The organism is Oricola indica (assembly GCF_019966595.1).
GTDB classification, from domain to species: Bacteria; Pseudomonadota; Alphaproteobacteria; order Rhizobiales; family Rhizobiaceae; genus Oricola; species Oricola indica.
Genome location: NZ_JAINFJ010000002.1, coordinates 350,669 through 374,790, shown reverse-complemented (window position 1 = coordinate 374,790; position 24,122 = coordinate 350,669). Strand labels below are relative to the sequence as shown.

Genomic DNA, 24,122 nt, shown 5'->3' with positions numbered 1-24,122 from the left:
GCGGGTAGAATGGCTTTCGAAACCAGCTCTTAGATAAGGCCTTGCCGCAGAGCCATGGCAACCGCATGCATCTTGTTGGAGGCTCCAAGCTTTTGGCAACAATTGGCGATGTGGTAGTTCACTGTCGGCGTGGTCAGCCCTATCCGGTCGGCCGTGGCTTCGCTCGAAAGACCGTCGGCCGCCCAGCTCAAGACTTCCCGTTCCCGCGGTGTCAGGGTCACCGCCTTTGTTGGAACCTTGTCGAAGAGGACGCGAATCGCCGCCGCGTGAAACTCCGCCGCAAAAAGCTGTATCCGCGCGGCGGATTCCGAAACCATATCGGCAACGCTGCCCGACGAATCGACGCAGAATGACAATCCGCCCATATCGCCTTCGGGTCCGGAGATCGGAACGACATAGCCTTCGACGAGGCCGAAATCCCGGGCCTCATGCAGCACAGCGCGTTCCGCTTTATTCAACAGATTTAAGAATTCCCGGTGCCCCCAGTGAAACGGCAGACGGGACCGGCTGCAGATTTTCGCGAGAGGGTCGTGAAACTGGTAGTCTCGCTCGGTATAGCGGACAAGCCACTCGGTCGGGCAATTCGTTATCACCGGATCGGTCTTGAGCAAAGCGTTCCGTGGCGGGTTCAGCAGCATATAGCTGAAGTTCTTGCTGCCGATCGACTCGCAAAACGCCTCCGCCCGATGAATCAACTCCGATTTCTCGCTTACCCCGCGAAGATCGAAGTCATCCTGCCCAACCCAAAAGTCCATTCCGTCACCTGCGATCGCCGATCCTATTAAGTCTAATAGTGTACAAATCCCGCCCCGACCGGCGACAACATGTAGATCATGAGAATCGTTTGGGGGTGTGCAATGACGAATTATTGGGGGAAAGCCGGCGGCTTAACGCCGCAGCCGAGCAAATACGCAGAAAAGCGCGGGATTGTTCGCCCTTCGGTATCCGTACTCCTGTCCGGCGTCACGGCGCTGATCTCCTCCACCGTTCTTGGTTGGCAACCGGTCCTTGCCAATGACCTCATCGTCGGCCAGCCGGGCGGCGAAACCCACAACGTGACCGGCACGGAGAACTACGACAACTTCGTCGTCGGCGATCTGACGAACGATATCGGCACGGTCAACATCCTGAACGGAGCCGTTCTGAATACCGGCCCTGGCACGTCGTCGACCGTTGGCCACCAGACCGGCACATCCGGGACGGTGGCTGTTTCCGGAAATGGCTCCAAGTGGACGGCAAGCGGGAACGGGGACGGCGTAACCTTCCTCGGCTATTCCGGTTCGGCCACGCTGCAGATCTCCAATGGCGGCATGGTCGACCTCAGTCGCGCCTGGACCACCATGGAAAACGGCAGCAGCATGACCGTGACGGTTTCGGGCGACGACTCAAACCTGAAGGTCGGCGACTTCCTGATCGGCTATAAGGGCACGGCGAACGTCACCGTCGACAATCGCGGGTCGCTTGACACCAACGGCACTGCCATCGGCGGCTGGAACTACGTAGCCGACGGCACGGGCAGCGGATCGCTGACGGTCACCGGTACGGGGACGACCTGGACGGAACGGGGCGGTGTCGACCTTGCCAGGGGCGGCGATACGACGGCAGACCTGACCATTTCCGATGGCGCCACCGCCACCGTTGCCGGCGGTGTCTATGGCGTCACCGGCGCCACGATGCTGTTCACCGGCAACGGCACGAGCGTGACGATCGGCGATGAGAACGACGACGAATCCAAAAGCTGGGTCTACTTCAGCGGCGGCGAGATCACCGTTTCCGACGGCGTCGATTTCTACAGCGACGGCGGCTATATCGGCGGCGGCGGACCCGAGGCGACGACCATGACTGTCACCGGACCGGGCACCACGTGGGACACGACCAGGCGCATCTATATCGGCGGCGACGAAGGCGGCGGCGGGGGCGGCAACGGCTCGGTCACCGTCTCCGACGCGGCTTCGGTCACTTCGGCCACCATCGGTGTGGGCATGGATACCGATTCGACCGGCGAACTCATCTTGACGGGCGCAGGCACCACGGCGCATGCCTATGCTGTTCCCTCGATCAACTATCTCGGCAATGTCTATGTCGCCTATGGCGGTACTGCAGTTGTCACCGTTTCGGACGGCGCGGCGCTCACCGTCGACAATGAATTGCGCATCGCGACGACTTCGGGCGGGGTCGGCACGCTGAATATCGGCGCGGCGGCAGGCGATGCCGCCATCGGTGGCGGAACGATCACCTCCCCCAAAATCGTCTTCGGCGACGGCGACGGAACGATCGTTTTCAATCACACCGACTCCGACTATGTGCTGGCGTCGGACGTCACCGGTACGGGCACGCTGAAAGTCCTCTGGGGAGCGACCAGCCTCACCGGCGACTATTCGGAGTATGCCGGCGACGTCCTGATCGAGGACGGCCTGCTCTCGATCGACACATCCAGCTTCGTGGGCGGCGTCTTCGGCATGACCGGCGGAACCCTGGCGGTGAACGGTTCGATATCGGGCGTTGCCGACGCCGTGACGATGGAGGGCGCAACGCTCGCCAATGCCGGTTCGATTTCGGGAACTCAATACGGCATCGTGCTGGCCGGCAGTGGCAACGAGGTCACCAACACCGGAACCATCTCCGGCGGCACCGCCTCGATCCGCTACGATGCGGGCGGCAACCGGTTGAACATCCTGCCCACCGCGGCATTCAGCGGTCTGGTGGCTTTCAACAACACCACGGGCAACACGACGGCCTTCGGCACCGGCAGCTATTCCATCCCGGTCGCGGAGTATCTGACCGGCAGCAACACGGTTGAGCTGAACAACAACCGGCAATCCGTCATCTACACCGATCCCGATACGGCTTCGGGCACGATCGACGTGGTCGATACGACGACCAGCATGGCGTCCGCCTTCGCGACCACCCAGACGATCACCTCCACCGTTGGCATGGTCATGACCGACATCCTGTCCCTCGATATCGATCGCAACGGACCGGTCGATGAGCGGGCAGGCCCGGACGGCGCGCTCGGATATGCCGAGGAGGCAGCCGGGTCCGATGCCGAACAAGCCATGGCGAAGGTGGTTGGCGAAGGCCTTGCTGTCGCGCCTGGCGGAAACCTTGTCTGGCTGCGCGGTTTCGGCGGCCAGAGCTTCGACGACGGCACCGATACCAACGCCTCCCATTACGGCGTTTCCTTCGGTATCGATCATGTTGTCGGTCAGACCCGCTTCGGTGCGATGGGCGGCATCGGCGCGATACGCAACCAGACGAATGACGACAGCTCGAAAGTCACCGGAAATACCGCGTTCGGCGGCCTCTATCTCCGCCATGACGCCGGCAGTCGTTATTTCGATGCGTCCCTGATCGCTGGAGGGATCTTCTCGACGTCGGAACGCGATATCAATGCCGGCGCTGAGACGGCGACCGGCACCTATGATGGCTGGTTCGCATCGCCGGAAATCGCCGTTTCGGGCGACTACGAGGTGGCGCCAGGCTGGGTGCTGACCCCGAAGAGCGTGCTGCGCTACACGTATGGGTCGTTCGATGGTTACGCCGAGCAGGGCTCGTCGCAGAACATCTCCTACGGCAACCGCTCGGTCGAGGCCCTGCAGGCCGCGATGGAACTGAAGATCACCAATCGGCAACAGTTCGCCAACGGGAAGACGGCCAGCTATTCGGTAACGGGAACGATCCTCGATACCTACAATATGGGCGATTTCGCCCTGAACGCCTCGTTGCAGGGCACGGACTTCACGATCTCCAGCGCGGAACAGCGCAACGTGTTCGGCGGCAAGATCGGCGTCAGCTCGGAACTGAAACTCAATTCCCAGACGACCGTTTTCACGGGCGCCAACGCGAGCGTGTATGACAACAACTCCTGGGATTACGCTGCCAATGCAGGGGTCAAGGTCAAGTTCTGAACCGATCTCCAAACGGTCTGGAAATGACCGTTGTCAGGAAGCCCTCAAATCGGCCTCTCGGGCCGATTTGAGGGCGCAGACTGCCGCGATCGACGAGCCGCTCCTCACACCCTTGACCAAACACCGTCCGCGCTTTTTTCGGCAAATTCGCCGATAGCGTCAGCCCCCGCGCGCCGATTATCTTGTCGGTGGTTCATCGTGTAACTGGCAACAAAAAAACCCCGGAGCTCTCACCCCGGGGTCTCGCTAAATCAGTCAGGCAACTTGCTTACGCCGCCTCATCCATCTGCGCATAGGGATCGAACCGCGTGTAGAAGGTTTCGCCATTGTCGGCCATCTCCTTCAACAGCTTCGGCACCTTGAACTGCTTGCCATATTTGCGGCGGAGCTTCTCGGCCAGCGCGACGAACTCCGCCACGCCCATGCCATCGATGTAGGAGAGCGTGCCGCCCGTATAGGGGGCGAAGCCGAAGGCGAGGATGGAGCCGACATCCGCCTCGCGCGGGTCGGTGACGATGCCTTCCTCCATCACGCGCGCCGCTTCCAGCGCGATGACGGCCAGGAAGCGCTGCTTCAGTTCCTCGAAGTCGATCGAGTCCGCATCCTGCTGCGGGTAGAGCGTCTTCAGATCGGGCCACAGGTGCTTCTTGGCGGGTTTCGCGGGGTAGTCGTAGAAGCCCTTGCCGTTCTTGCGGCCGTGGCGGCCATGCGTGTCGACCATCGTGTCGATCAGCTTGACCTGCTCCGGATCGACGGCTTTTTCGCCGAGATCGCGGATGGTCTGCTTCATGATCTTCTGGGCGAGATCGATCGCCGTCTCGTCGGTTAGCGCCAGCGGGCCGACCGGCATGCCGGCCATCTTCGCGGCGTTCTCGATCATTGCCGGCGGCACGCCCTCGATGAGCATCTGGAACGCCTCGTTCATGTAGCGCAGCACGCAGCGATTGACGTAGAAACCGCGCGTGTCGTTGACGACGATCGGCGTCTTCTTGATGGCGCGGACATAATCCATCGCCACTGCCAGCGCCTTGTCGCCGGTGCGCTTGCCCATGATGATCTCGACCAGCATCATCCGGTCCACCGGCGAGAAGAAATGGATGCCGATGAAGTTCTTCGGCCGCTTCGAATTCTTCGCCAGCGCGGTGATCGGAATGGTCGAGGTGTTGGAGGCGAAGATGCCGGACGGCTTGAGCTGGGCTTCGCCCTGTTCGGTGGCGGTTTTCTTGACCTCTGAGTCCTCGAACACTGCTTCGATGATCAGGTCCGCGCCCTCGATCTCGGCATAGTCGGTCGTCGGCGTGATAAGCGACAGGAGCTTTTCCTTCTCCTCTGCCGTCGCGCGGCCCTTCTGCATCGCCTTGGTGACGAGGCCCTCGGAATGCGCCTTGCCCTTCTCGGCGGCTTCCATCGTGCGGTCGAGCAGCACCACGGGAATGCCGGCCTTCGCCGTCACATAGGCGATGCCCGCGCCCATGAAGCCCGCGCCGAGTACGCCGATCTTCTTGAACCTGGTCGGCTTGACGCCATCCGGGCGGCGCGCGCCCTTGTTGAGTTCCTGCAGCGAGACGAAGAGCGAGCGGATCATCGATCCGGCCTCTGTCGTCTGCAGGACATGGGCGAAATAGCGCTGCTCGATCTTCAAGGCGGTGTCGAAGGGCACCTGAAGGCCCTCATAGACGCATTTCAGGATCGCCGCCGCGCCGGGATAGTTCATGTTGGTTTCGCGGCGCAGGATCGCGGACGCCGCCGGCCACAGATTGGCGCCGGCCGGCGTGTAGATCTTGCCGCCGGGCAGCTTGAAGCCCTTCTCGTCCCAAGGCTGCACCGGCTTCAGGCCGGCCGCGATCATTGCCTTGGCGGCCGCGATCAGCTTCTTCGGCGGCACCACGTCGTGGATCAGCCCCATCGCCTTGGCGCGCGACGGCGTCAGGCTGGAGCCCTGCGTCATCATCTGCAGCGCGTCCTGCTGGTTGGTCAGGCGTGGCACGCGCTGGGTGCCGCCCGCGCCGGGGAAAATGCCGATCTTGACTTCGGGCAGGGCCATCTTGACCGCCGGACTGTCAGCCGCGATCCGGCCGTGGCAGGCGAGCGACAATTCGAACGCGCCGCCCATGCAGGTGCCGTTGATCGCCGAGACCCAGGGCTTGCCGCAGGTTTCCAGCTTGCGCCAGAGCCAGCTCATCCGGCCGGCGCCGTCAAACAGCATCTGCACCGCCTTTTCCGGATCCTTGGCCTTCTCGGTCTGGATGATGTCGAACATCTTCTTGAGCATGGTGATGTCCGCGCCGCCGGAAAACGAGTCCTTCTTGCCCGACGTGAAAACCGCGCCCTTGATCGCGTCGTCGGCGACGACCGCGTCGATGATCGCGTCGATCTCGTCCATCACTTCCTCGGTGAAGACGTTCATCGACTTGTCGGGCATGTCCCACGTGACGAGCGCGATGCCGTCGGCGTCGGTTTCGACGGTGAAGTTTTTATAGGTCATGGATTTCTCCTTTGAACGTTTCCGCGTCCGCTTCGGCGCGGTATTTCAGGCTTTTTCAATTTTTTCAGTGCAATCTGGTCGCTTGAACGGGAATTGAGAGATGGCTGACACCTGCGAGGGATGCCGGTCCGGCGAGCCGCTTGGCTTTGATTTCACGATGGCGTTTCAGCCGATCGTCGAAACATCCGAAAGCATCGTCTGGGGCTATGAGGCGCTGATCCGGGGCACCGCTGGCGAAGGCGCGGGCGAGATCCTGTCGCGCGTCGGCCCCGAGCAGCGCTACCGTTTCGACCAGGCTTGCCGGGTGAAGGCGATCGAACTCGCCGCGCAGCTCTTCCCGAAGGAGAACACGCCGAAACTGTCGATCAACTTCCTGCCCAACGCGGTCTATGAACCCGCCGCCTGCCTGCGCAAGACGCTGTCGGCGGCGCGACGCTGCCATTTTCCGCAAACCGCGATCATGTTCGAGTTCACCGAAAACGAGATCGTCCACGACACCGCTCACCTGCGCGCCATCATCGCAGAGTACCGCAAGCAGGGCTTCGTCACGGCGATCGACGATTTCGGCGCCGGATTTTCCGGCCTCGCGCTGCTCGCCGATTTCCAGCCCGACCTGATCAAGCTCGACATGCATCTCGTTCGCGACATCCATGCCAGCCGCGCCCGTCAGGCGATCGTCGCCGGTCTCGCCGGCATCTGCCGGGAACTCGATATCGCGCTTCTCGCCGAGGGCGTCGAAAGCGAGGCCGAGTTCCTGATGTTGAAGGCTGCCGGCGTGACGCTGTTCCAGGGCTACTGGTTCGCGCCCCCCGCCGTCGAGGCCTTGCCGCCGGTCAGCGCAGCGGCGATCTCGGCGGTGAATATCGCCGCCTGAGGCCTGCAGCCGTCCCGGCCAAGGCGCGATCGCCCGTTTATGCACGCCGTACCCCCTCATGCCGCAACGCCTGTTTCGAGCGCGGCCAGCAGGCTGTCGGTTGTTTCGATCGTTGCGAACTCGCCGTCCAGATTGGACAGCGTCATCGCTTGAATGTCTTCGGCGGCTTCGTGCCGGCCGTTATGGCCCGTTCGGTCGAATGTGTAGCAGGCATCCGAAACGAGCCGGGCGTCGAAGCCGAGATTGCCCGCCATCCGCGTCGTGGTCTCGACGCAGTGATTGGTGGTGATCCCGCAAATGACGACGGTCGTGATACCCGCCGCGCGCAGGCGGTCTTCAAGATCTGTACCGATGAAGCTCGAATTGACGTGCTTGACGATGACCGGCTCGCCGCCGCGCTCCCGCGCTTCGTCGATCGGCTCGTAGCCGGGCATCTCCGGACGCAGCGCCGATCCGGCCTCGCGCGAGGCGTGGCGGATATGGAACACGGGCAGGCCGGCGCGCCGGAAGGCGGCGAGAAGGCGCGCGATGTTGTCGACGGCGTTCGGATTGTTCCGGCGCATGCCAGCGGCCTCCCATTCAAGGAAGGCTTTCTGCACGTCGACGAGCACCAGTGCCGTCCCGCCTTTGGATTGCAGGCCGGTCACGCCAGGTCTCCGGGGCCGCGCCCGGCCCTGTCCATGCGGTCGGCGACACGCGCGGCGAGGGGGCCGGATTCGCGCAGGCCGGCGATCACGCCGGTCCGGTCCGGCTCGTTCTTGTGCTGGTTGAGCTTCAGCGCCCCTTCGGCGCGCTCGACGCGCAGCCGCATCCCGACGATCGCCGCCATCATCCGTTCCGTATAGGGCCGCGGGGCGTCGGAGACCGCCCAGGGCTCCGGCTGGCTCTCTTCATTGTGCGCCGTCAGATCGACCAGATGGCGCTCGAGTTCGCCCGCGTCGGTGATCGGCTCCAGCCGGCCGTGCATGTGCACCGTGACATAGGTCCAGGTTGGCACCACCTTGCCGGTCTCGGCCTTTGTCGGATACCAGCCGGGATGGATGTAGGACTGGTCGCCCTGGAAGATCGCGACGGTCGGCGCGTCAGGATCGATCTGCCAGTGCCGGTTGCCTTTGGCGACGTGGAACTCGACGAAGAGATCGTCGCCGTCCTGCCGTATGAGACAGGGCGCGTGGGTCGCGTAGAGGCTGTCGCCCTCGCCGGTGACGATGCAGCCGAACTGGATCTCGCGGGCAAGCGCGGCCAGCCTGTCGCGGTCGTTCTCCTGAAAGAAATCCGGCTGGTACATGGAGGTCACACCCGCTCGATGATCGTGGCCGTGCCCATGCCGGCGCCGATGCACAGTGTCACCAGGGCGGTGTTGAGGTCGCGGCGCTCCAGCTCGTCGAGCACGGTGCCGAGGATCATCGCGCCGGTCGCGCCGAGCGGGTGGCCCATGGCGATGGCGCCGCCGGCGACGTTCATCTTCGAATGGTCGATGTCGAAAGCCTGCATGTAGCGCAGCACGACCGCCGCGAAGGCTTCGTTCAGCTCGAACAGATCGATGTCGTCGATCGACATCTTCGCCTTCTTGAGAAGCTTTTCGGTCACATCGACCGGGCCGGTCAGCATCAGTGTCGGATCGGAGCCGATATTGGCGAAGGCCTTGATCTTCGCGCGCGGTTCGAGCCCCATGGATTTCCCGCCGCGCCTCGAGCCGAGCAACACGCCCGCCGCGCCATCGACGATACCCGACGAGTTGCCGGCATGGTGGACATAGTCGATCGCCTCGACTTCCGGGTGGCCGGCGATGCCGACAGCCTCGAAGCCGCCCATCTGGCCGGGCATGACGAAGGACGGGTTGAGGCTCGCCAGCGACTGCATGTCGGTGCCGGGGCGCATGTGCTCGTCACGGTCGAGAATGGTCAGGCCGTTCTGGTCCGTCACCGGAATGACGGACTTGGCGAAATGGCCCTTGTCCCAGCTTTCCGCCGAGCGTTTCTGGCTTTCCACCGCATAGGCATCGACGTCGTCGCGGCTGAAGCCGTATTTGGTGGCGATCAGGTCGGCGGAAACGCCCTGCGGCATGAAATAGGCCGGAATGTTGACCGACGGGTCCATGTACCAGGCGCCGCCCGACGCGCCCATGCCGACGCGCGACATGGATTCCACACCGCCCGCGATGACGATGTCGTCGGCGCCCTGCGCGATCTTCGCCGCGCCGAAATTGATGGCGTCGAGGCCGGAGGCACAAAAGCGGTTGATCTGCAGACCGGGCGCCTCGGTCGCGTAACCGGCCTCGAAGACGGCCGCGCGCGCGATGTCGCCGCCCGCCTCGTAGACCGGGTCCACGCAGCCGAGGATCACGTCATCGACCTTCTTCGTGTCGAGACCGTTGCGCTCGCGCAGCGCCTCGAGAACTTTCGCGGCAAGGCGCGGCGTCGGCACTTCGTGCAGGCTCCCGTCCTTCTTGCCGCGCCCGCGCGGCGTGCGCACCGCGTCGTAGATGAATGCGTCAGCCATTGTCGTCTCCTTGTTTCCTGCGCGCGGCTCACGCCGTCGCGGTGTCTTGTTCCTGCCCGGACGGCATCAGGTCCTCGGGCAGCTTGAAGCCCTTCAGGCGGCGCAGCCGGTCGAGCCAGCGCGGTATCGCCGGGAAGTCGTCGGTGACCATGCCGATCTGCGCCGGCCAGAACAGGTAGCCGGCAAGCGAGAAGTCGGCGATCGTCGGGCGGTCGGCGGCCACCCATTCGCGGTCCGCCAGATGCTCGTCGAGAACGCGCCAGGCGCTTCGCGCCCGCGAATAGAGAAACTCGGCTTCCGGCGTGTCGCCCTTGCCCGCGAAGATGCGCAGGAAGCGGTAGGTCGCCGAGTAGCTGGTCAGCTTGTGGTTGTCCCACAGGATCCAGCGCATGACCTCGCGCTTCTCGTCCTCGGATTCCGGCATGAATTGCCCGAAATGTTCGCCGAGGTGATAGAGGATCACGCCCGACTGGCTGATGACGAGGTCGGGACGGCGCGTGTGGTCGATCAGCACCGGCACCTCGCCCATCTCGTTCAGGTCGCGGAACTCCGGCCTGCGCGTTTCGCCCGAGAAGAAGGCGACGCGATGCGGCTCCCAGTCGGCGCCGCACAGTTCCAGCATCAAGGCCGCCTTGTAGGCGTTGCCGGATTCGGTGAAGCAGTGGAGGGTGAAATCAGCCATCTCAAAGGCTCCTGGCGATCAACAGTTTCATGATCTCGTTGGTACCGCCATAAATGCGCTGGACGCGCGCGTCGCGAAACATCCGGGCGATCGGATACTCGTTCATGTAACCGTAACCGCCATGCAGTTGCAGGCAGGCGTCGGTGATCTTTCCCTGCAGGTCCGACAGCCAGTATTTCGCCATCGAGGCCAGTTCCGGCGTCAGCCGGCCTTCGAGATGTTCGCCGACGCAGAAATTGTAGAAGGTGCGCCCGACGGTCGCCTCGGTCTTCAGTTCGGCCAGCGTGAACTGCGTGTTCTGGAACTCGATCACCGCCTTGCCGAAAGCCTTGCGGTCCTTGACATAGTCGATCGTGACGGCGAGCGCCCGCTCGCACATGGCGATCGCCGAGCCGCCGATCTGGAGACGTTCCTGCGGCAGTTGCTGCATCAGCTGGACGAAGCCGAGCCCTTCCTCGTGGCCGAGGAGATTGGAGGTCGGCACGCGCACATCGTTGAAGAACAGTTCCGACGTATCGTTCGATTTCAGCCCGATCTTGTCGAGGTTGCGGCCACGCTCGAAACCGTCCGCGTCGTCGGTCTCGACGATGATCAGCGAGGTGCCTTTCGCGCCTGCAGTTGGATCGGTCTTGGTGACGACGATGATCAGATTGGCGAGCTGGCCATTGGTGATGAAGGTTTTCGAGCCGTTGAGGACGTAGTGGTTGCCGTCCTTCTTTGCCGAGGTCTTCACGCCCTGCAGGTCGGACCCCGCGCCGGGCTCGGTCATCGCGATCGCGCCGATCAGTTCGCCGGTCGCGAGCTTCGGCAGCCAGCGCTGCTTCTGCTCCTCGGAGCCGTAATGCGCGATGTAGGGCGCGACGATGGAATTGTGCAGCGGGATGCCGAAGCCGTCGACGCCGACATGGCTGATCGCTTCGAGGATCGCCGTCTCATGCGCGTAGGTGCCGCCTGCGCCGCCATACTCTTCCGGCATCGACGCGCAGAGAAGCCCGTTCGCACCGGCCTTTTCCCAGCTCTCGCGGTCGAAGATCTCCGCCTTCTCGAAATCCTCGTATTTAGGGAGGATTTCGTCGGTCATGAAACGTGTCGCCATCTCCTGGAGCATGACGACGTCTTCCGTCGCCCAGGATGGCTTCGGCATGCCGAGAATATCCGCCGGATTGCTGGCCATTCGTTCCTCCCGTTATGCGTGTCTTCGAGCGACCTTAGAATGCCTCTTCGGCCAGTTCCATCATCGAGTCCGCGCCGGCCGAAATACGGGCCAGATGCGCCGAGCTCTCCGGCATGACGCGTTCCATGAAGTAGCGCGCCGTCGTCAGCTTGGCCTCGAGGAACGCCTTGCGGTCGTCGCCGTCAGCCAGCTTCTCCTGCGCGGTCTTCGCCTGCAAGGCCCACATGTAGCCGAGCGCGACAAGGCCGAAGAGATGCATGTAGTCGTGGCTTCCGGCACCCGCATTGTCGGGCTTGGCCATGGCGTTCTGCACGAACCACATGGTTGCCGCCTGCAGGTCGTTCAACCCTTTCTTCAGGTGCTTGGTGAAGAACGAAAGCGTCTCGTCGCCGCGGTTCTCCTCGCAGAACTCGCCAACCTCCTTGAAGAAGGCCTGCACCGCGCGGCCGCCATTGGCCGGCAGCTTGCGGCCGACGAGGTCGAGCGCCTGGATGCCGTTGGCGCCCTCATAGATCATGGCAATGCGCGCATCGCGCACATACTGGCTCATGCCGTGTTCCTCGATATAGCCGTGGCCGCCGAAGACCTGCTGCGCCATCACCGCGTGCTCGAAGCCCTTGTCGGTCAGGACGCCCTTGATGACCGGGGTCATGAGGCCCATCATTTCCTCCGACAGCTCGCGTTCGCTCGCGTCTTCCGCGCGATGCGCAACGTCGGATTTCAGTGCCGCCCAAAGCAGGAAGGCGCGACCGGCCTCGTTGAAAGCGCGCATCGTCATCAGGTTCCGGCGCACGTCCGGATGGACGATGATCGGGTCCGCCTTCTTGTCGGGCGCTGCCGGTCCGGTGAGCGCGCGGCCCTGGATGCGGTCCTTCGCATAGGCCGCGGCGTTCTGATAGGCGATTTCCGCGATCGACAAGCCCTGCAGGCCGACACCGAGACGCGCCTCGTTCATCATGGTGAACATGGCGCGCAGACCCTTGTTCTCCTCGCCGATCAGGTAGCCGGTCGCATCGTCGTAATTCATCACGCAGGTCGAGTTGGCGTGGATGCCCATCTTTTCCTCGATGGAACCGCACACGACGCCGTTGCGCTCGCCGAGAGTGCCGTCATCGCCGACCATGAATTTCGGCACGATGAACAGCGAGATGCCCTTGGTGCCTTCCGGCGCGCCCTCGATGCGGGCGAGCACAAGGTGGATGATGTTCTCGCTCATGTCGTGTTCGCCGGCCGAGATGAAGATCTTCTGGCCGAAAATCTTGTAGGAACCATCCTCCTGCGGAACCGCCTTGGTGCGCAGCAGGCCCAGATCGGTGCCGCAATGCGGCTCGGTCAGGTTCATCGTGCCGGTCCAGCGGCCCTCCACCATCATTGGCAGGAATTTCTGCTTCTGCGCGTCGGAGCCGTGCACGTGGATCGCGGCCATCGCGCCCTGGGTCAGGCCCGGATACATCGCGAACGCCATGTTGGCCGACGAGAAATACTCTCCGATCGCCGAATGCAGCGTATAGGGCAGGCCCTGTCCGCCATACTCCGGATCGAAGGCGAGGCCCATCCAGCCGGCTTCCTTGTATTGCTCGAAGGCATCCTTGAAGCCTTTCGGCGTCGTCACCGCGCCGTCCTCGCTGCGGGTGCAGCCTTCCTGGTCGCCCGACTGGTTGAGAGGAAAGAACACTTCCTCCGCCATACGGCCCGCTTCGCGCAGCACCGCCTCGACGATGTCGGGCGAGGCGTCGGCGAAGCCCGGCAGGTTGTCGTAACGCTTATATTTGAGGACGTCGTTCAGCACGAACAAAGTGTCTTCGACCGGTGCGCGGTAGGCGGGCATGTCTTCCTCCGAAAGTCTGTCTCAACGCGTGGCGGCGCCGCGCGGAACGTGATCGAGGCGTGGCTATCAAATTTTGACGTTTCCGTAAACGTCAAAATTTTGAAATCGGACGGATTTCGCGATGGAGCATCGATTCCAAGGCATCACATCGCTCGAAAAAGGTCGATTTGAGGCGATTTTCCGGGCGGAAACGAAAAACCCCGGCGATCCTCGCGGATGCCGGGGTCGTTGAGAAGGCGGCCCGATGCCCCATACGGGCCGCTTCCTATGGTGACTGGTAGGCGCTGCGGAAGCGGCGGTCAGCCCTTGGCGGAGACCATGCCGCGCACGGTCGTGATGGTCTCGTCGAGTTCCGCGATCGCCGCGTCGATTTCCTCACGCTGCTTCTGCAGGATTTCCATCTGCTCCTCGCCCTTTTCGAGCGCGACCGTGAGCTGGCGGCTGTTGTCGCCGTTCGGGTCGTAGAGGTCGAGGATTTCCTTGACGTCGAGAAGCGACAGGCCGACGCGCTTGCCAAGCAGGATCAGCCGGAGCCGTGTCCGGTCGCCGCGCGAATAGAGGCGCGTATTGCCGATCCGTCGCGGCTTCAGAAGGCCCTTGTCCTCGTAGAAACGTAACGTGCGTAACGTAACATCGAATTCCTTCGAGAGTTCCCCGATCCGATAGACGGGTTCGTGCTCGGCGAGTGATTCGACTTTTGTGTTGCTGTTCATAATGCTCGACCGTCGCCCCCGCTTTACGGTTTATTTCTGACATTCGTTTCGGCAGTCATTGCGATGGAAGCCGTGCGATAGAGGCCGGCATCGCCGGAAAGCGACCGCCGGTTGCAATGACATCCCATCCCAACTTCAAGTGTAGGCCGCAAAAGGCTCACAAGTGAAGGTAACGCAACGTTACCTCGCTGTTACAGCAACAGATCCGCGCAACTTTGGCGTTCTATGGTCTGCAAGTGATCCGCAGATCGTCGAATGCGATTTTCATGAAATTAACCTCGGTTAACCGCTTGTTTACCGTGATTTGAAAAACGTTAACGATGAAAGATCGCGGCGTGGTTGTGTATCGGGTGTGCGCGCTCGGTTTTCGGGGACAAATCAGTTCAAGGCGACGGCTGCCACAGGAATGACCGCAGAGTTGGCAGTGCAGCGGGCGCCGCGAGAAATGGGCGAAACATGCACGACAGGAACATGCATCCCGGACAGGATACCGCTTCCCGGCGTTCCGCAAACATGACCCTCGACAAGCTCGACGAAGCCTTGTCCAATCTCGAAAGACGAATGGGCATCGAGCGTGCCGGTCGTGGTCTTCCGCATCGCGATGACGACATATCCGCCATACGCGCCCGCCAGGAAGCGCTCGCCCGCCGCGATCGGCCCGACACCTCCTATCGCGACGCGCCGCCGGTCCGCCACGCTGTCGCCGCGCCCGATCAGGGCGGGCTGCAGGCGGAACTCGCAGTCATGCGCGAAGCGCTCAATCGCGAGATGTCATCGACAATCGCATCGCAATTCGCCTCGATCCGCGAAGAGCTGAAGTCTCTCAACCGCCAGGGCTCGACGGTTTCGCGCGACGATCTCGCCGATGGATTCGGACGCCTGACGCGCGAACTCGGCGTTGTCGCCTCGCGCGTCGAGAACGGCAACACCGGCGCGTTGCGTGCCGAGGTGGAGGAACTGAAGGCGCATGTCGCCGCGCTTGCCCGCGAGGACACGCTGCGCGACATGGCCGACCGCTGGTCGGTCATCGAGAATGAAATCGGCGAATTGCCAAGCCGCATCGGCTCCCGCGAGGACCTGAACGCCATAGCGGACCGCATCGGCGAACTCGGCAGTGCGCTGCACGGCCTGCCGGACACCCGTGCGATTGCCGCGATGGAAGACCAGATGCGTTCGCTCGCCGGAGCCGTCGAGAGCCTTTCGGCCCAGAACGCGTCTCTCTCGCCGGATCACCTCAACGCCATCGAGGAACGGCTGGACGAGATCACGCGCGCGATCGTGTCGGTCTCCGTTTCCAACGCCCCGCCAGAATTCGACACGACCCCGTTCGATCGCATCGAGGCGCGCCTGTCGTCGCTTGCGCGTCAGGTCGAGGAACGCGCCGCCGGATCGCAGGCCGGCGACGTCGAACGCTACCTGTCGGAAATCGCGGCACGGCTGGATGCCCTGCATGAATCGACCGCGACGGCATCGCCGCAGAACGAGGCTCTCGAGGCGGTCACCGAGCGGCTCGACGAACTCGCCCGCAGGATCGGGACTGGCGGCGGGACCGCCGCCGGCGTGCCGGACGGTGCGATCGAGCAGCTGAACGCCCGTTTCGAAGACATCGCACATCGCCTCGACTCGCATCACCGCACGGCGAACGAAAAAGGCCAGCGCATGTTCGAGTCGCTCGATCAGCGCATGGAAGAACTGGCCCGGCGCATCGAGGACAACGAGCGCGATGGCGCCGCCGTGCCGACATTCGATCACATGGAACGTCGCATCGAGGAAATCGCGCAGATGCTGACGAGCGGCGACGGATTGTCGTCGGGGGCGCCGGCTCAGCCCGACACGCGCGCGATGGAAGGCCTCGAAGCGCAGATCGCCGCGCTTTCGGAAAAACTCTCCGCCGTCACGTCGCCGATGCCCGACCAGGCGTCGTTGGCCGATCTCGCGCCACGCCTGACGGCGATCAGCGAACAATTGGCGACCGGCCGCGAGGACATGATTGCCGTTGCCCGCGAAGCCGCGGAGGAAGTCGTCGCCAAATTCTCGTCCGGTGCGTCCGACGAGCAGAAGTCGATGCTGGCCCAGCTTGCCGGCGATCTGCGTGCTCTTGAAGAACTGGCGCGTAACTCCGACGACCGCAACACGCGCACCTTCGAGGCGATCCACGATACGCTGGTCAAGGTCGCCGAGCGCATCGCCGGCCTTGAAGCGAGCCTGCGCGCGGGCGATCAGCCGCCGCCGGCGGACAAACCCCCGCTGTTTGGCCCGAAGCCGTCTGATGAGCCCGCGCCCGAGCGGCCGAAGGCCCATATCGAGGATGCGCCGCCTGTCGATTATGCCGCGAGCGAGCAGTCGCCGTCGCGTGGAATGCGCAAGAACCCGGTCAAGCGCGAGGGCGTTTCCCCGGCCGAGGCGGCCGCCATGGCTGCGCGTGCCGTGATGGAGGAAACCGGATCGGAGAACACCTCCGGTGAAGTCGAGATCATGGTCGATCCCGATTCAAAGCCTCGCAAGGGTCTCCTGAGCGGTTTGCGTGGCGCGATGCGCCGGTCCGGAAAGAAGGAAGCCCCGACGCCCAAACCCGGAAACGAACCGGTCGTTTTCAGCGCGAGCGGCAAGGCCGACATCGATCCCGAAATCGGCGATCAGCCGCTGGAACCGGGCTCCGGCACGCCGGATCTCGCCGAGATCATGAAGCGCGTGCGCGCCGAACGTGCCGGCCCGGCGCCGCAAACCAGCGCCGAACCGGCCGACGATACCGGCAAGTCCGATTTCATCGCCGCCGCCCGCCGCGCCGCCCGTGCTGCCGCCGACGATGCCTCCGTCCTCGATAAGGGCAAGGCGAAGAATGAATCCGGGACGTCGGCAGGGCGCGGCTTGCTTGCCTCGAGCCGCCGTCCGCTGATGATCGGAGCCGCCGCGATCCTGCTCGCGCTCATGGCCTTCCCGCTTGTCCGGGGATATCTGGTCGATCGCGGTGGAGCACCCGCCGAGGTGACGCAAATGCAGGACGCTGAGCCCGCTGCCGCTGTCGAGCCTCCTGCGGAAATGACCGCGCCCGCATCCGAAATCGCCGCTGACGAAACGGCCGCCACGGTTCCGGCCGAGCCGCGCGTCATCGGCGCCAATACGGGTGGCGAAGCCGCTTCGGCCGGTGATATGGATGCGACGATGGCGGTGGAAACCGCAAACGTGGCGACCCAGGATGCCGTCGACCGGCCCATCGAAACCGAAACCGCCGAAGTCGCGGATGAAGGGACGATCGAACAGGTCACGCTCGCCGATATTCCCGAAGCGATCGGACCGGTTGCCCTGCGCGAAGCAGCGGCCGCGGGCGATCCCAAGGCGCTGTTCACGATCGGCAACCGCCTGATGGGTGACGGCCCCGGCGCACCGGGCGGCGACATGGCCGGCGCGGCGAAATGGTATGAGATGTCCGCCGAACTGGGCTATGCGCCCGCTCAGTATCGTATCGGCAATGCCTACGAGAAGGGCCTTGGCGTCGAACGCGACGCCGCGACGGCCAAAGACTGGTATCAACGCGCCGCCGAGCAGGGCAATGTCAGCGCCATGCACAATCTGGCCGTGCTGTATGCGACGGGCATCGACGGTACGCCCGACATGGAATCGGCGGGACGCTGGTTCCTCGAAGCGGCCGATCGCGGCGTCAAGGACAGCCAGGTCAATCTCGGCATCCTGTCTGCGCGGGGCGAGGGCGTCCCGCAGGATCTCGCCGAATCCTACAAATGGCTGGCTCTGGCGGCCAAGGCCGGCGACAAGGACGCCGAAGCCAAGCGCGACGAGGTTGCCGGCTACATGCGTCCCGACCAGCTCGAAACGGCGCGCGCCGCCGTCGAGCTCTGGAAGGTCAGGGACGCCGATGTCGCGGCCAACGTTGTCGATGTGCCGGACGCATGGACGACAGGCGGCGAGATGACCGCCTCCGCGCCGGTATCCGACGACAACATGAAGAAGGCTATCCGCAACATCCAGGCGATCCTCAACAACAACGGCTTCGATGCCGGTCCCGCCGATGGCATCATGGGTGGCAAGACGCGCAATGCGATCATCGAATTCCAGAAGGCCAACGACCTGCTGCCGACCGGTGAAGTCGATCGCGCTCTTGTCGACAAGCTGTTGGAACTCAACAGGCAATCCTGACGCACGGCATCGGCCGACAGCATGTGAAAGGGGCGGTACGGATGTGCCGCCCCTTCGCGTTGCGGGCGGGGCAAAAATCCTGCGGGGCGGGTTTGACTCTGCTTACCGTGAGGCGCATGAACAATTCATGCCGGTTCGCTGATTGGAGGAAAAACAGGTGGCGCTTTACTTGCCGATCGCGGAAATGTCTGTGAACATTTTCGTGCTGCTCGGCATGGGGGCTGCCGTTGGTTTCCTATCGGGCATGTTCGGCGTCGGCGGCGGCTTTCTGATCACCCCGCTCCTGATCTTCTACAACATTCCGCCAGCCGTCGCGGTGGCCACCGGCGCCAACCAGGTCGTGGCGTCGTCCGTGTCCGGCGTGCTGTCGCATTTCAAGCGCGGCACGGTCGATATCAAGCTGGGCTTCATGCTGCTGATCGGCGGCATCGTCGGATCGTCCATCGGCGTGTGGGTCTTCTCGCTCTTGCGCACGCTTGGCCAGCTCGACCTGATCGTTTCCGTTCTCTACGTCGTGTTCCTCGGTACGGTCGGCGGCCTGATGATGCTCGAAAGCGTCCGCGCCATGATGCGCTCGCGCGCCGGCGGCTCGGTCAGCCTGCGCCGGCCGGGCGCGCATATGTGGATCCACAAGCTGCCGTTCAAAATGCGCTTCAAGGCCTCCAAGCTCTATGTCAGCGTCATTCCGGTGCTCGGGCTCGGAACGATGATCGGCGTGCTTGCCTCGATCATGGGCGTCGGCGGCGGCTTCATCATGGTCCCGGCCATGATCTACCTGCTCAAGGTGCCGACCAATGTCGTCATCGGGACTTCGCTGTTCCAGATCATCTTCGTCGCGGCCTACACGACCGTCGTGCACGCGACGACGAACCGGACCGTCGATGTGGTGCTCGCGCTCCTGCTGATGATGGGCAGCGTCGTCGGCGCGCAATATGGCGCCAAGGTCGGCCAGCGCCTGCGCGGCGAGCAACTGCGCGCGCTTCTGGCCGGGCTCGTCCTTCTGGTGGCGTTGCGCCTCGGTTACGCGCTCTTCGTCGTCCCCGACGAGATCTATTCGGTGTCGCGGGAGTTCTTGCTGTGAGGGCCGCCGCCGCATCGCTAGTATTTCTGCTGGCGCTCTTGCCGCTGGCGGTTTCGGCGCAGGAACCGGATCCCAAGCCCGCGCCGGAACCGGTTGCCCCTTCGGTCGAACCCTCGCCGCAGGCCGCCTCTGGTGCGGAACTGCCCGAACGCATCGAGATCGGCCTGTCGACGGAGATCATCGCGATCACCTCCGATTTCTCGGGCGTCGAACTGACGATCTTCGGCGCCGTGGACAACATCGATCCGCTGATCCAGCGGCAGGGTCGCTACGATGTCGCGGTGATCCTCGAGGGCCCGACATCGAACCTGGTGACCCGGCGCAAGGAACGTGTCCTCGGAATCTGGATGAACGTCGATTCCCAGGCTTTCATCAATGTCCCGGAATCTTTCCTGATCGCCTCCACCCGCCCGCCGCAGGATATGACCGATCTCGGCACCATGGCGCGCTTGTCGCTGGGCGTCGAACAGATCCGCTTGCGCAGTTACGAGCCCGATACGGCCGACGAGGCGGATGTTCTCGATTTCACGCAGGCGCTGCGCCGGCTGAAGGAAGAGGGCAATCTTTACGAGGAGTTTCCGGCCGGCGTCCGCTTCATCTCCCAGTCGCTTTTCCGCGCGCAATTGCGCCTGCCGGCCAATGTGCCGCTCGGCCGTCACACGGCGCGCGCCTATCTGTTCCGGCAGGGCGTGCTGGTCGCACAGACCCAGTCGAGTCTCGACATCCGCAAGGCGGGCGTGGAATTCCAGATCTACGAGGCAGCGCAGAACCGGTCATTGCTGTATGGTATGGCCTCGGTGGCGCTGGCCTTCCTCGTCGGCTGGCTCGGAAGGGTCATGTTCCGCAAGGACTGATGCTTGCCGCGGATCACGAGAGGGGATCCCATGCAGGAAGAACGCAAGGAAATAAGCGTCGAGCGTACGGCGACGATGCTTGCGTTGCTGGGCTTCGTGCCCTTCGCAATCTTCACCTCGCTGCTGCTCGCCGATCCGGAGCTTATCTCGCAATATGCCGAGGGAGGCGCGGCTGCTGTCGGAACCCTCATCGACGCGCTCAAGCTCTATGCGGCCATCGTCCTGTCTTTCGTCGGCGGCATACGCTGGGGTCTCGCCATTGCGAACGGGGATGGCGGCCGCAAGGAAAGCGAGGCGCTCGTTCTCGCCGCCGGGCCGTCGCTGATCGGCTGGTTTTCCTTCTTCATGGGCGAGCCGTGGTCCTTCGCGGTCCTTGCCGCCGCCTTCGCTGCAACCGGCTGGTGGGACAGCCGCGCCGCCGGAACGAAGGGCATGCCGGACTGGTTCGGCCGGCTGCGCGTGCTTTTGACGGTGCTCTCTATGGGCACGATGATCGCCGCCTTCGGCGCGACCTACTCCGCGATGTAGTTCAGTCGCCGATCAGGCCTTTCGGCCCGACCGCATAGACCCGGTCGGTCCCCAGCATGTAGGCGCGAAAACGCGAGGCGTCGAAAAGCCCGTCATAGGCCGCGTCGCGGACATTGAGACCGCCCGTAAACACCCCGAAGCTCGGCATGACAAGGCGAACCCCGTCCGAGGCAAAACAGGCGCGGCGCACCGCGCGTCCTTCGCGCGCCAGCCGCGCGCAGGGGTGAAGATGGCCGCTGACCTCGTGTCCGGTTTCGTCACGCTCCGCGATATGCCTGAAGATCGTTTGCCCGAACGCCAGCATCTCCACCGAAACACCCGGCACGCCTTCCGGCGGCGAGGGGTCGTGATTGCCGGTCACCCAGACCAGATCTCGGCCGGACGCGATGGCGCGGATCGCGGCGATGGCGTCATCGCCGAGCCGTTCGCTCGCCTCGTCGTCATGGAAGGCATCGCCGAGGCTGACGATCGTCGACGGATCGTATTTCGCCGCCATTGCGGCCAGTCGCGCCAGCGTCGCCGCCGTGTCGTAGGGCGGCAGGAAGACCCGCCGGCGCGCAAACGATGAGCCCTTTTCCAGGTGCATGTCGGAAACGACGAGAAGGCGGTCATCGGTAAAATAGGCCGCACCGGCCGGATCGAGCAGCACTTCCGATTCCGCATAATCGATCGCCAGCGCTTCGCCTGCCGTCACCTGCTCCACCGTCTTCAGCGCCGCCCGCATGCTGTCCTTCTCAGATATCCGCGCCGATTGCGTCGCGGATCAGGTCGTCCGCCGCTTCCGCCATCAGCGCGTCGCTCGTCTCGCCGCCGTGCACCGTTTCCTTGCCGATTTCGAGCATGACCGGAACGGCGAGCGGCGAGATCATCTCCAGATCCTTATGCACGATTCGTCCCTTGATGCGAGACAGCATGTCGCCGAGGCGGCCGATGTCGAGCAGGCCGGTGCGCGCATCGTTGCGGGTTGCCTGAAGCAGGATGTGGTCTGGCTCGTGCGTCCGCAGCACGTCGTAGATCAGGTCCGCGGACACCGTCATCTGCCGCCCGGATTTCTCCCTTCCGGGATGGCGCTTCTCGATCAGCCCGGCAATCGTGGCGCACGCCCGGAAGGTGCGCTTGAGCAGGTAGGATTCATCCAGCCAGGCTTCGAGATCGTCGCCCAGCATGTCTTCGTCGAACAGGCCGGAAAGAGACAACTCGCTCCGCCGCAGCATCTGCCCCATGTCGCGCAGGCCCCAGATTGCGACCGCATAGTCGGACGCAACGAAGCCGAGCGGCCGGGCCTTGGCGCGCTCGAGCCGGCGCGTCAGAAGCATGCACAGCGTCTGGTGCGCCAGCCGTCCCTCGAAGGGATAGGCGACCATGTAGAAGCGGTTGCCGCGCGGAAAGGTCTCGACCAGCAATTGCTCCGGGCTCGGCACCAGCGATTTCGCTTTCTGGATTGCCAGCCAGTCGGACACCTGGCGCGGCAGCCGGTCCCAGCCGGACGGATCGGCCAGCATCTTGCGCACCTGTTCGGAGAGGTATGTCGTGGTCGGGAACTTGCCGCCCGCATAGGCCGGTACCTTGGCATTGAGGTCACTCGCCTTGGAGACGATGCAGTCGTTTTCGTGGATGCCCTCGAAGCGCAGCACCTTGCCGGCAAACAGGAACGTGTCGCCCGGCGCCAGCGCCTCGATGAAGCCCTCCTCGATCTTGCCGAGAACCGGCCCTCCGCGCAAAGGTCCGCCCTTGCGCTGCCGGGTCAGCCTGATGTTGAGCATCGGCGCCTCGATGATCGTCCCGCAATTGAGCCGGTATTGCTGCGCGACGGAGGGGTGAGAAACCCGCCATGTGCCGTCCTGCGTCAACCGGATGCGGGCATAGCGCTCGTAGCTCTGCAGCGCGTATCCGCCATGGGCGACGAATTGCACCGCCTGGTCGAAGATCGCCCGCGGCAGGCCGGCATAGGGCGCGGCCGCCGTGATTTCGGCATAGAGGTCGTCGGCGCGGAACGGTTCGGCGCAGGCGGTGCCGAGAATGTGCTGGCAGAGCACGTCGAGCGCGCCGTCCGCCAGCGGCGGCGTGTCCTGCGCGCCGAGATAATTCGCGTCGAGCGCGGCCTGGCACTCCATCACCTCGAAGCGGTTCGCCGGCACCAGGATGGCTTTCGACGCCTCGTCCATGCGGTGATTGGCCCGCCCGATCCGCTGCGCGAGGCGAGATGCCCCCTTCGGCGAGCCGACATGGACGACGAGATCGACATCGCCCCAGTCGATGCCGAGATCGAGCGTCGAGGTGGCGACGATGGCGCGCAGCGCGTTGCCTTGCATTGCCTGCTCGACCTTGCGCCGCTGGCTGACGTCGAGCGATCCGTGATGCAGCGCGATCGGCAGATTGTCCTCGTTGATCCGCCAGAGTTCCTGGAACAGCAGTTCCGACTGCGAGCGCGTGTTGACGAAGAGCAGCGTCGTCTTGTGCTCGCGGATCGCCTCGTAGACTTCCGCCATGGCGTAGCGCGCCGAATGGCCGCTCCACGGCACCCGTTCCTTCGATTTCAGGATCGTGATGTCCGGCTTCGCCCCGCCGGCCACGGTGATGAGGTCGGCCATTTCGCCGCCTTCGCGTTGCGGCACCAGCCACTGCCGCAACAGGTCCGGTTCGGACACGGTCGCCGACAGTCCGATCGCTTTCAGGCCGGGGCAGAGCCGGTGCAGCCGGGCGAGCCCGAGCGCCAGCATGTGACCGCGCTTCGAGGTGACCAGCGAGTGCAATTCGTCCAGCACGACATGGCGCAAATCGGAAAAGAAGCGCTCGGCGTCCTTGTGCGAGAGAAGGAGCGCGAGCTGCTCCGGCGTCGTCAGCAATATGTCCGGCGGGTTGAGCTTCTGGCGCTGCCGGCGCGACTGCGGCGTGTCGCCGGTCCGCGTCTCGATCTCGACGGGCAGGGCCATTTCCTCCACCGGCGTCGAGAGATTGCGATGGATATCGACGGCGAGCGCCTTGAGCGGCGAGATGTACAGCGTGTGGACGCCCGGCTTGCGTGTGCCGGGCTTCGCCTTTCCGCGCCGCGCCAGATCGACCAGCGTCGGCAGGAACCCGGCCAGCGTCTTCCCAGCCCCGGTGGGCGCGATCAGAAGCGCCGAGCGTCCCGCCTCGGCCTTTTCCAGCAGGTCGAGCTGATGCGCGCGCGGCCGCCAGCCCTTCGAGGCGAACCAGTCGAGAAAGGGCGCGGGCAGGTCGATGCCGTCGGATGACGACGCGGGGGGAGGTGTCGCGATGCTCACAAGAGCCAAGACTAGTGCCGCCGGGTCGCAGCGCCAAGCGAAACGTTCACGTTTTCTTCACATAATCGATAAAAT

General features: G+C 63.9%; 17 protein-coding genes. 6 read left to right on the top strand and 11 right to left on the bottom strand.

Annotation, left to right across the window (positions count from 1 at the left end; translation table 11 throughout):
• Positions 1-29: 29 nt before the first annotated feature.
• On the bottom strand, positions 30-755 hold the full coding sequence (locus LC343_RS07255) for a helix-turn-helix transcriptional regulator (protein WP_223476441.1): 726 nt from the start codon (positions 753-755) through the stop codon (positions 30-32).
• A 102-nt stretch (positions 756-857) separates the two neighbouring features.
• Between LC343_RS07255 and LC343_RS07250 the strand changes: the two genes are divergently transcribed.
• Complete coding sequence (locus LC343_RS07250) at positions 858-3,908, top strand: autotransporter family protein (RefSeq protein ID WP_223476440.1); 3,051 nt, start codon at positions 858-860, stop codon at positions 3,906-3,908.
• Positions 3,909-4,176: 268 nt separating this feature from the next.
• On the opposite strand, the gene LC343_RS07245 is transcribed toward LC343_RS07250, so the two are convergent.
• Positions 4,177-6,393 carry a 3-hydroxyacyl-CoA dehydrogenase NAD-binding domain-containing protein gene (locus tag LC343_RS07245; RefSeq protein ID WP_223476439.1) on the bottom strand — a complete coding sequence of 739 codons (2,217 nt, stop codon included), beginning with the start codon at positions 6,391-6,393 and terminating at the stop codon, positions 4,177-4,179.
• A gap of 100 nt (positions 6,394-6,493) precedes the next feature.
• Between LC343_RS07245 and LC343_RS07240 the strand changes: the two genes are divergently transcribed.
• A complete protein-coding gene (locus tag LC343_RS07240; RefSeq protein ID WP_223476438.1) occupies positions 6,494-7,267 on the top strand; it encodes an EAL domain-containing protein in 774 nt (257 codons plus the stop codon).
• Positions 7,268-7,323: 56 nt separating this feature from the next.
• Here the strand turns inward: LC343_RS07240 and LC343_RS07235 are convergent, their stop codons facing one another.
• The 7 genes from LC343_RS07235 to LC343_RS07205 form a co-directional block, all read right to left on the bottom strand.
• Positions 7,324-7,914 carry a cysteine hydrolase family protein gene (locus LC343_RS07235; RefSeq protein ID WP_223476437.1) on the bottom strand — a complete coding sequence of 197 codons (591 nt, stop codon included), beginning with the start codon at positions 7,912-7,914 and terminating at the stop codon, positions 7,324-7,326.
• Positions 7,911-8,555, bottom strand: coding sequence for an FMN-binding negative transcriptional regulator (locus tag LC343_RS07230; protein ID WP_223476436.1), 645 nt, complete (start codon positions 8,553-8,555; stop codon positions 7,911-7,913). The genes LC343_RS07235 and LC343_RS07230 overlap by 4 nt, the downstream gene beginning before the upstream one ends.
• Before the next feature lie 5 nt (positions 8,556-8,560).
• A complete protein-coding gene (locus LC343_RS07225; protein ID WP_223476435.1) occupies positions 8,561-9,769 on the bottom strand; it encodes an acetyl-CoA C-acetyltransferase in 1,209 nt (402 codons plus the stop codon).
• A gap of 28 nt (positions 9,770-9,797) precedes the next feature.
• Positions 9,798-10,451 (bottom strand): glutathione S-transferase family protein, encoded by a 654-nt coding sequence (locus LC343_RS07220; RefSeq protein ID WP_223476434.1) that lies wholly within the window; start codon positions 10,449-10,451, stop codon positions 9,798-9,800.
• A 1-nt stretch (position 10,452) separates the two neighbouring features.
• Entirely contained in the window at positions 10,453-11,625 is a 1,173-nt protein-coding gene (locus LC343_RS07215) for an acyl-CoA dehydrogenase family protein (protein ID WP_223476433.1), read from the bottom strand.
• Between the two features lie 34 nt (positions 11,626-11,659).
• Positions 11,660-13,453, bottom strand: a complete 1,794-nt coding sequence (locus LC343_RS07210; protein WP_223476432.1) for an acyl-CoA dehydrogenase C-terminal domain-containing protein — start codon at positions 13,451-13,453, stop codon at positions 11,660-11,662.
• Between the two features lie 299 nt (positions 13,454-13,752).
• A complete protein-coding gene (locus LC343_RS07205) occupies positions 13,753-14,166 on the bottom strand; it encodes a MerR family transcriptional regulator (protein ID WP_223476431.1) in 414 nt (137 codons plus the stop codon).
• Between the two features lie 513 nt (positions 14,167-14,679).
• Here LC343_RS07205 and LC343_RS07200 point away from each other — a divergent pair.
• From LC343_RS07200 to LC343_RS07185, 4 genes are all read left to right on the top strand, one after another.
• Entirely contained in the window at positions 14,680-18,318 is a 3,639-nt protein-coding gene (locus tag LC343_RS07200) for a peptidoglycan-binding protein (RefSeq protein ID WP_223476430.1), read from the top strand.
• A 157-nt stretch (positions 18,319-18,475) separates the two neighbouring features.
• The gene (locus tag LC343_RS07195) at positions 18,476-19,399 is read left to right on the top strand and encodes a sulfite exporter TauE/SafE family protein (RefSeq protein ID WP_223476429.1); all 924 of its coding nucleotides are present in this window, start codon (positions 18,476-18,478) and stop codon (positions 19,397-19,399) included.
• On the top strand, positions 19,396-20,253 hold the full coding sequence (locus LC343_RS07190; RefSeq protein WP_223476428.1) for a TIGR02186 family protein: 858 nt from the start codon (positions 19,396-19,398) through the stop codon (positions 20,251-20,253). Before LC343_RS07195 ends, LC343_RS07190 begins: the two co-directional genes overlap by 4 nt.
• Before the next feature lie 30 nt (positions 20,254-20,283).
• The gene (locus LC343_RS07185) at positions 20,284-20,781 is read left to right on the top strand and encodes a DUF3429 domain-containing protein (protein ID WP_223476427.1); all 498 of its coding nucleotides are present in this window, start codon (positions 20,284-20,286) and stop codon (positions 20,779-20,781) included.
• 1 nt (position 20,782) lies between these two features.
• On the opposite strand, the gene pdeM is transcribed toward LC343_RS07185, so the two are convergent.
• Both pdeM and LC343_RS07175 read right to left on the bottom strand, forming a co-directional pair.
• Positions 20,783-21,484, bottom strand: a complete 702-nt coding sequence (gene pdeM / locus LC343_RS07180; protein ID WP_428982526.1) for a ligase-associated DNA damage response endonuclease PdeM — start codon at positions 21,482-21,484, stop codon at positions 20,783-20,785.
• Positions 21,485-21,515: 31 nt separating this feature from the next.
• Complete coding sequence (locus LC343_RS07175; protein WP_223476732.1) at positions 21,516-24,041, bottom strand: ligase-associated DNA damage response DEXH box helicase; 2,526 nt, start codon at positions 24,039-24,041, stop codon at positions 21,516-21,518.
• Positions 24,042-24,122 lie beyond the last annotated feature (81 nt).

Excerpts from the sequence above, each read along its gene's own strand:
- LC343_RS07255 (WP_223476441.1), bottom strand. The coding sequence starts at position 755 with ATGGACTTTTGGGTTGGGCAGGATGACTTCGATCTTCGCGGGGTAAGC.
- LC343_RS07250 (WP_223476440.1), top strand. The coding sequence starts at position 858 with ATGACGAATTATTGGGGGAAAGCCGGCGGCTTAACGCCGCAGCCGAGC.
- LC343_RS07245 (WP_223476439.1), bottom strand. The coding sequence starts at position 6,393 with ATGACCTATAAAAACTTCACCGTCGAAACCGACGCCGACGGCATCGCG.
- LC343_RS07240 (WP_223476438.1), top strand. The coding sequence starts at position 6,494 with ATGGCTGACACCTGCGAGGGATGCCGGTCCGGCGAGCCGCTTGGCTTT.
- LC343_RS07230 (WP_223476436.1), bottom strand. The coding sequence starts at position 8,555 with ATGTACCAGCCGGATTTCTTTCAGGAGAACGACCGCGACAGGCTGGCC.
- LC343_RS07225 (WP_223476435.1), bottom strand. The coding sequence starts at position 9,769 with ATGGCTGACGCATTCATCTACGACGCGGTGCGCACGCCGCGCGGGCGC.
- LC343_RS07220 (WP_223476434.1), bottom strand. The coding sequence starts at position 10,451 with ATGGCTGATTTCACCCTCCACTGCTTCACCGAATCCGGCAACGCCTAC.
- LC343_RS07215 (WP_223476433.1), bottom strand. The coding sequence starts at position 11,625 with ATGGCCAGCAATCCGGCGGATATTCTCGGCATGCCGAAGCCATCCTGG.
- LC343_RS07210 (WP_223476432.1), bottom strand. The coding sequence starts at position 13,453 with ATGCCCGCCTACCGCGCACCGGTCGAAGACACTTTGTTCGTGCTGAAC.
- LC343_RS07205 (WP_223476431.1), bottom strand. The coding sequence starts at position 14,166 with ATGAACAGCAACACAAAAGTCGAATCACTCGCCGAGCACGAACCCGTC.
- LC343_RS07200 (WP_223476430.1), top strand. The coding sequence starts at position 14,680 with ATGACCCTCGACAAGCTCGACGAAGCCTTGTCCAATCTCGAAAGACGA.
- LC343_RS07185 (WP_223476427.1), top strand. The coding sequence starts at position 20,284 with ATGCAGGAAGAACGCAAGGAAATAAGCGTCGAGCGTACGGCGACGATG.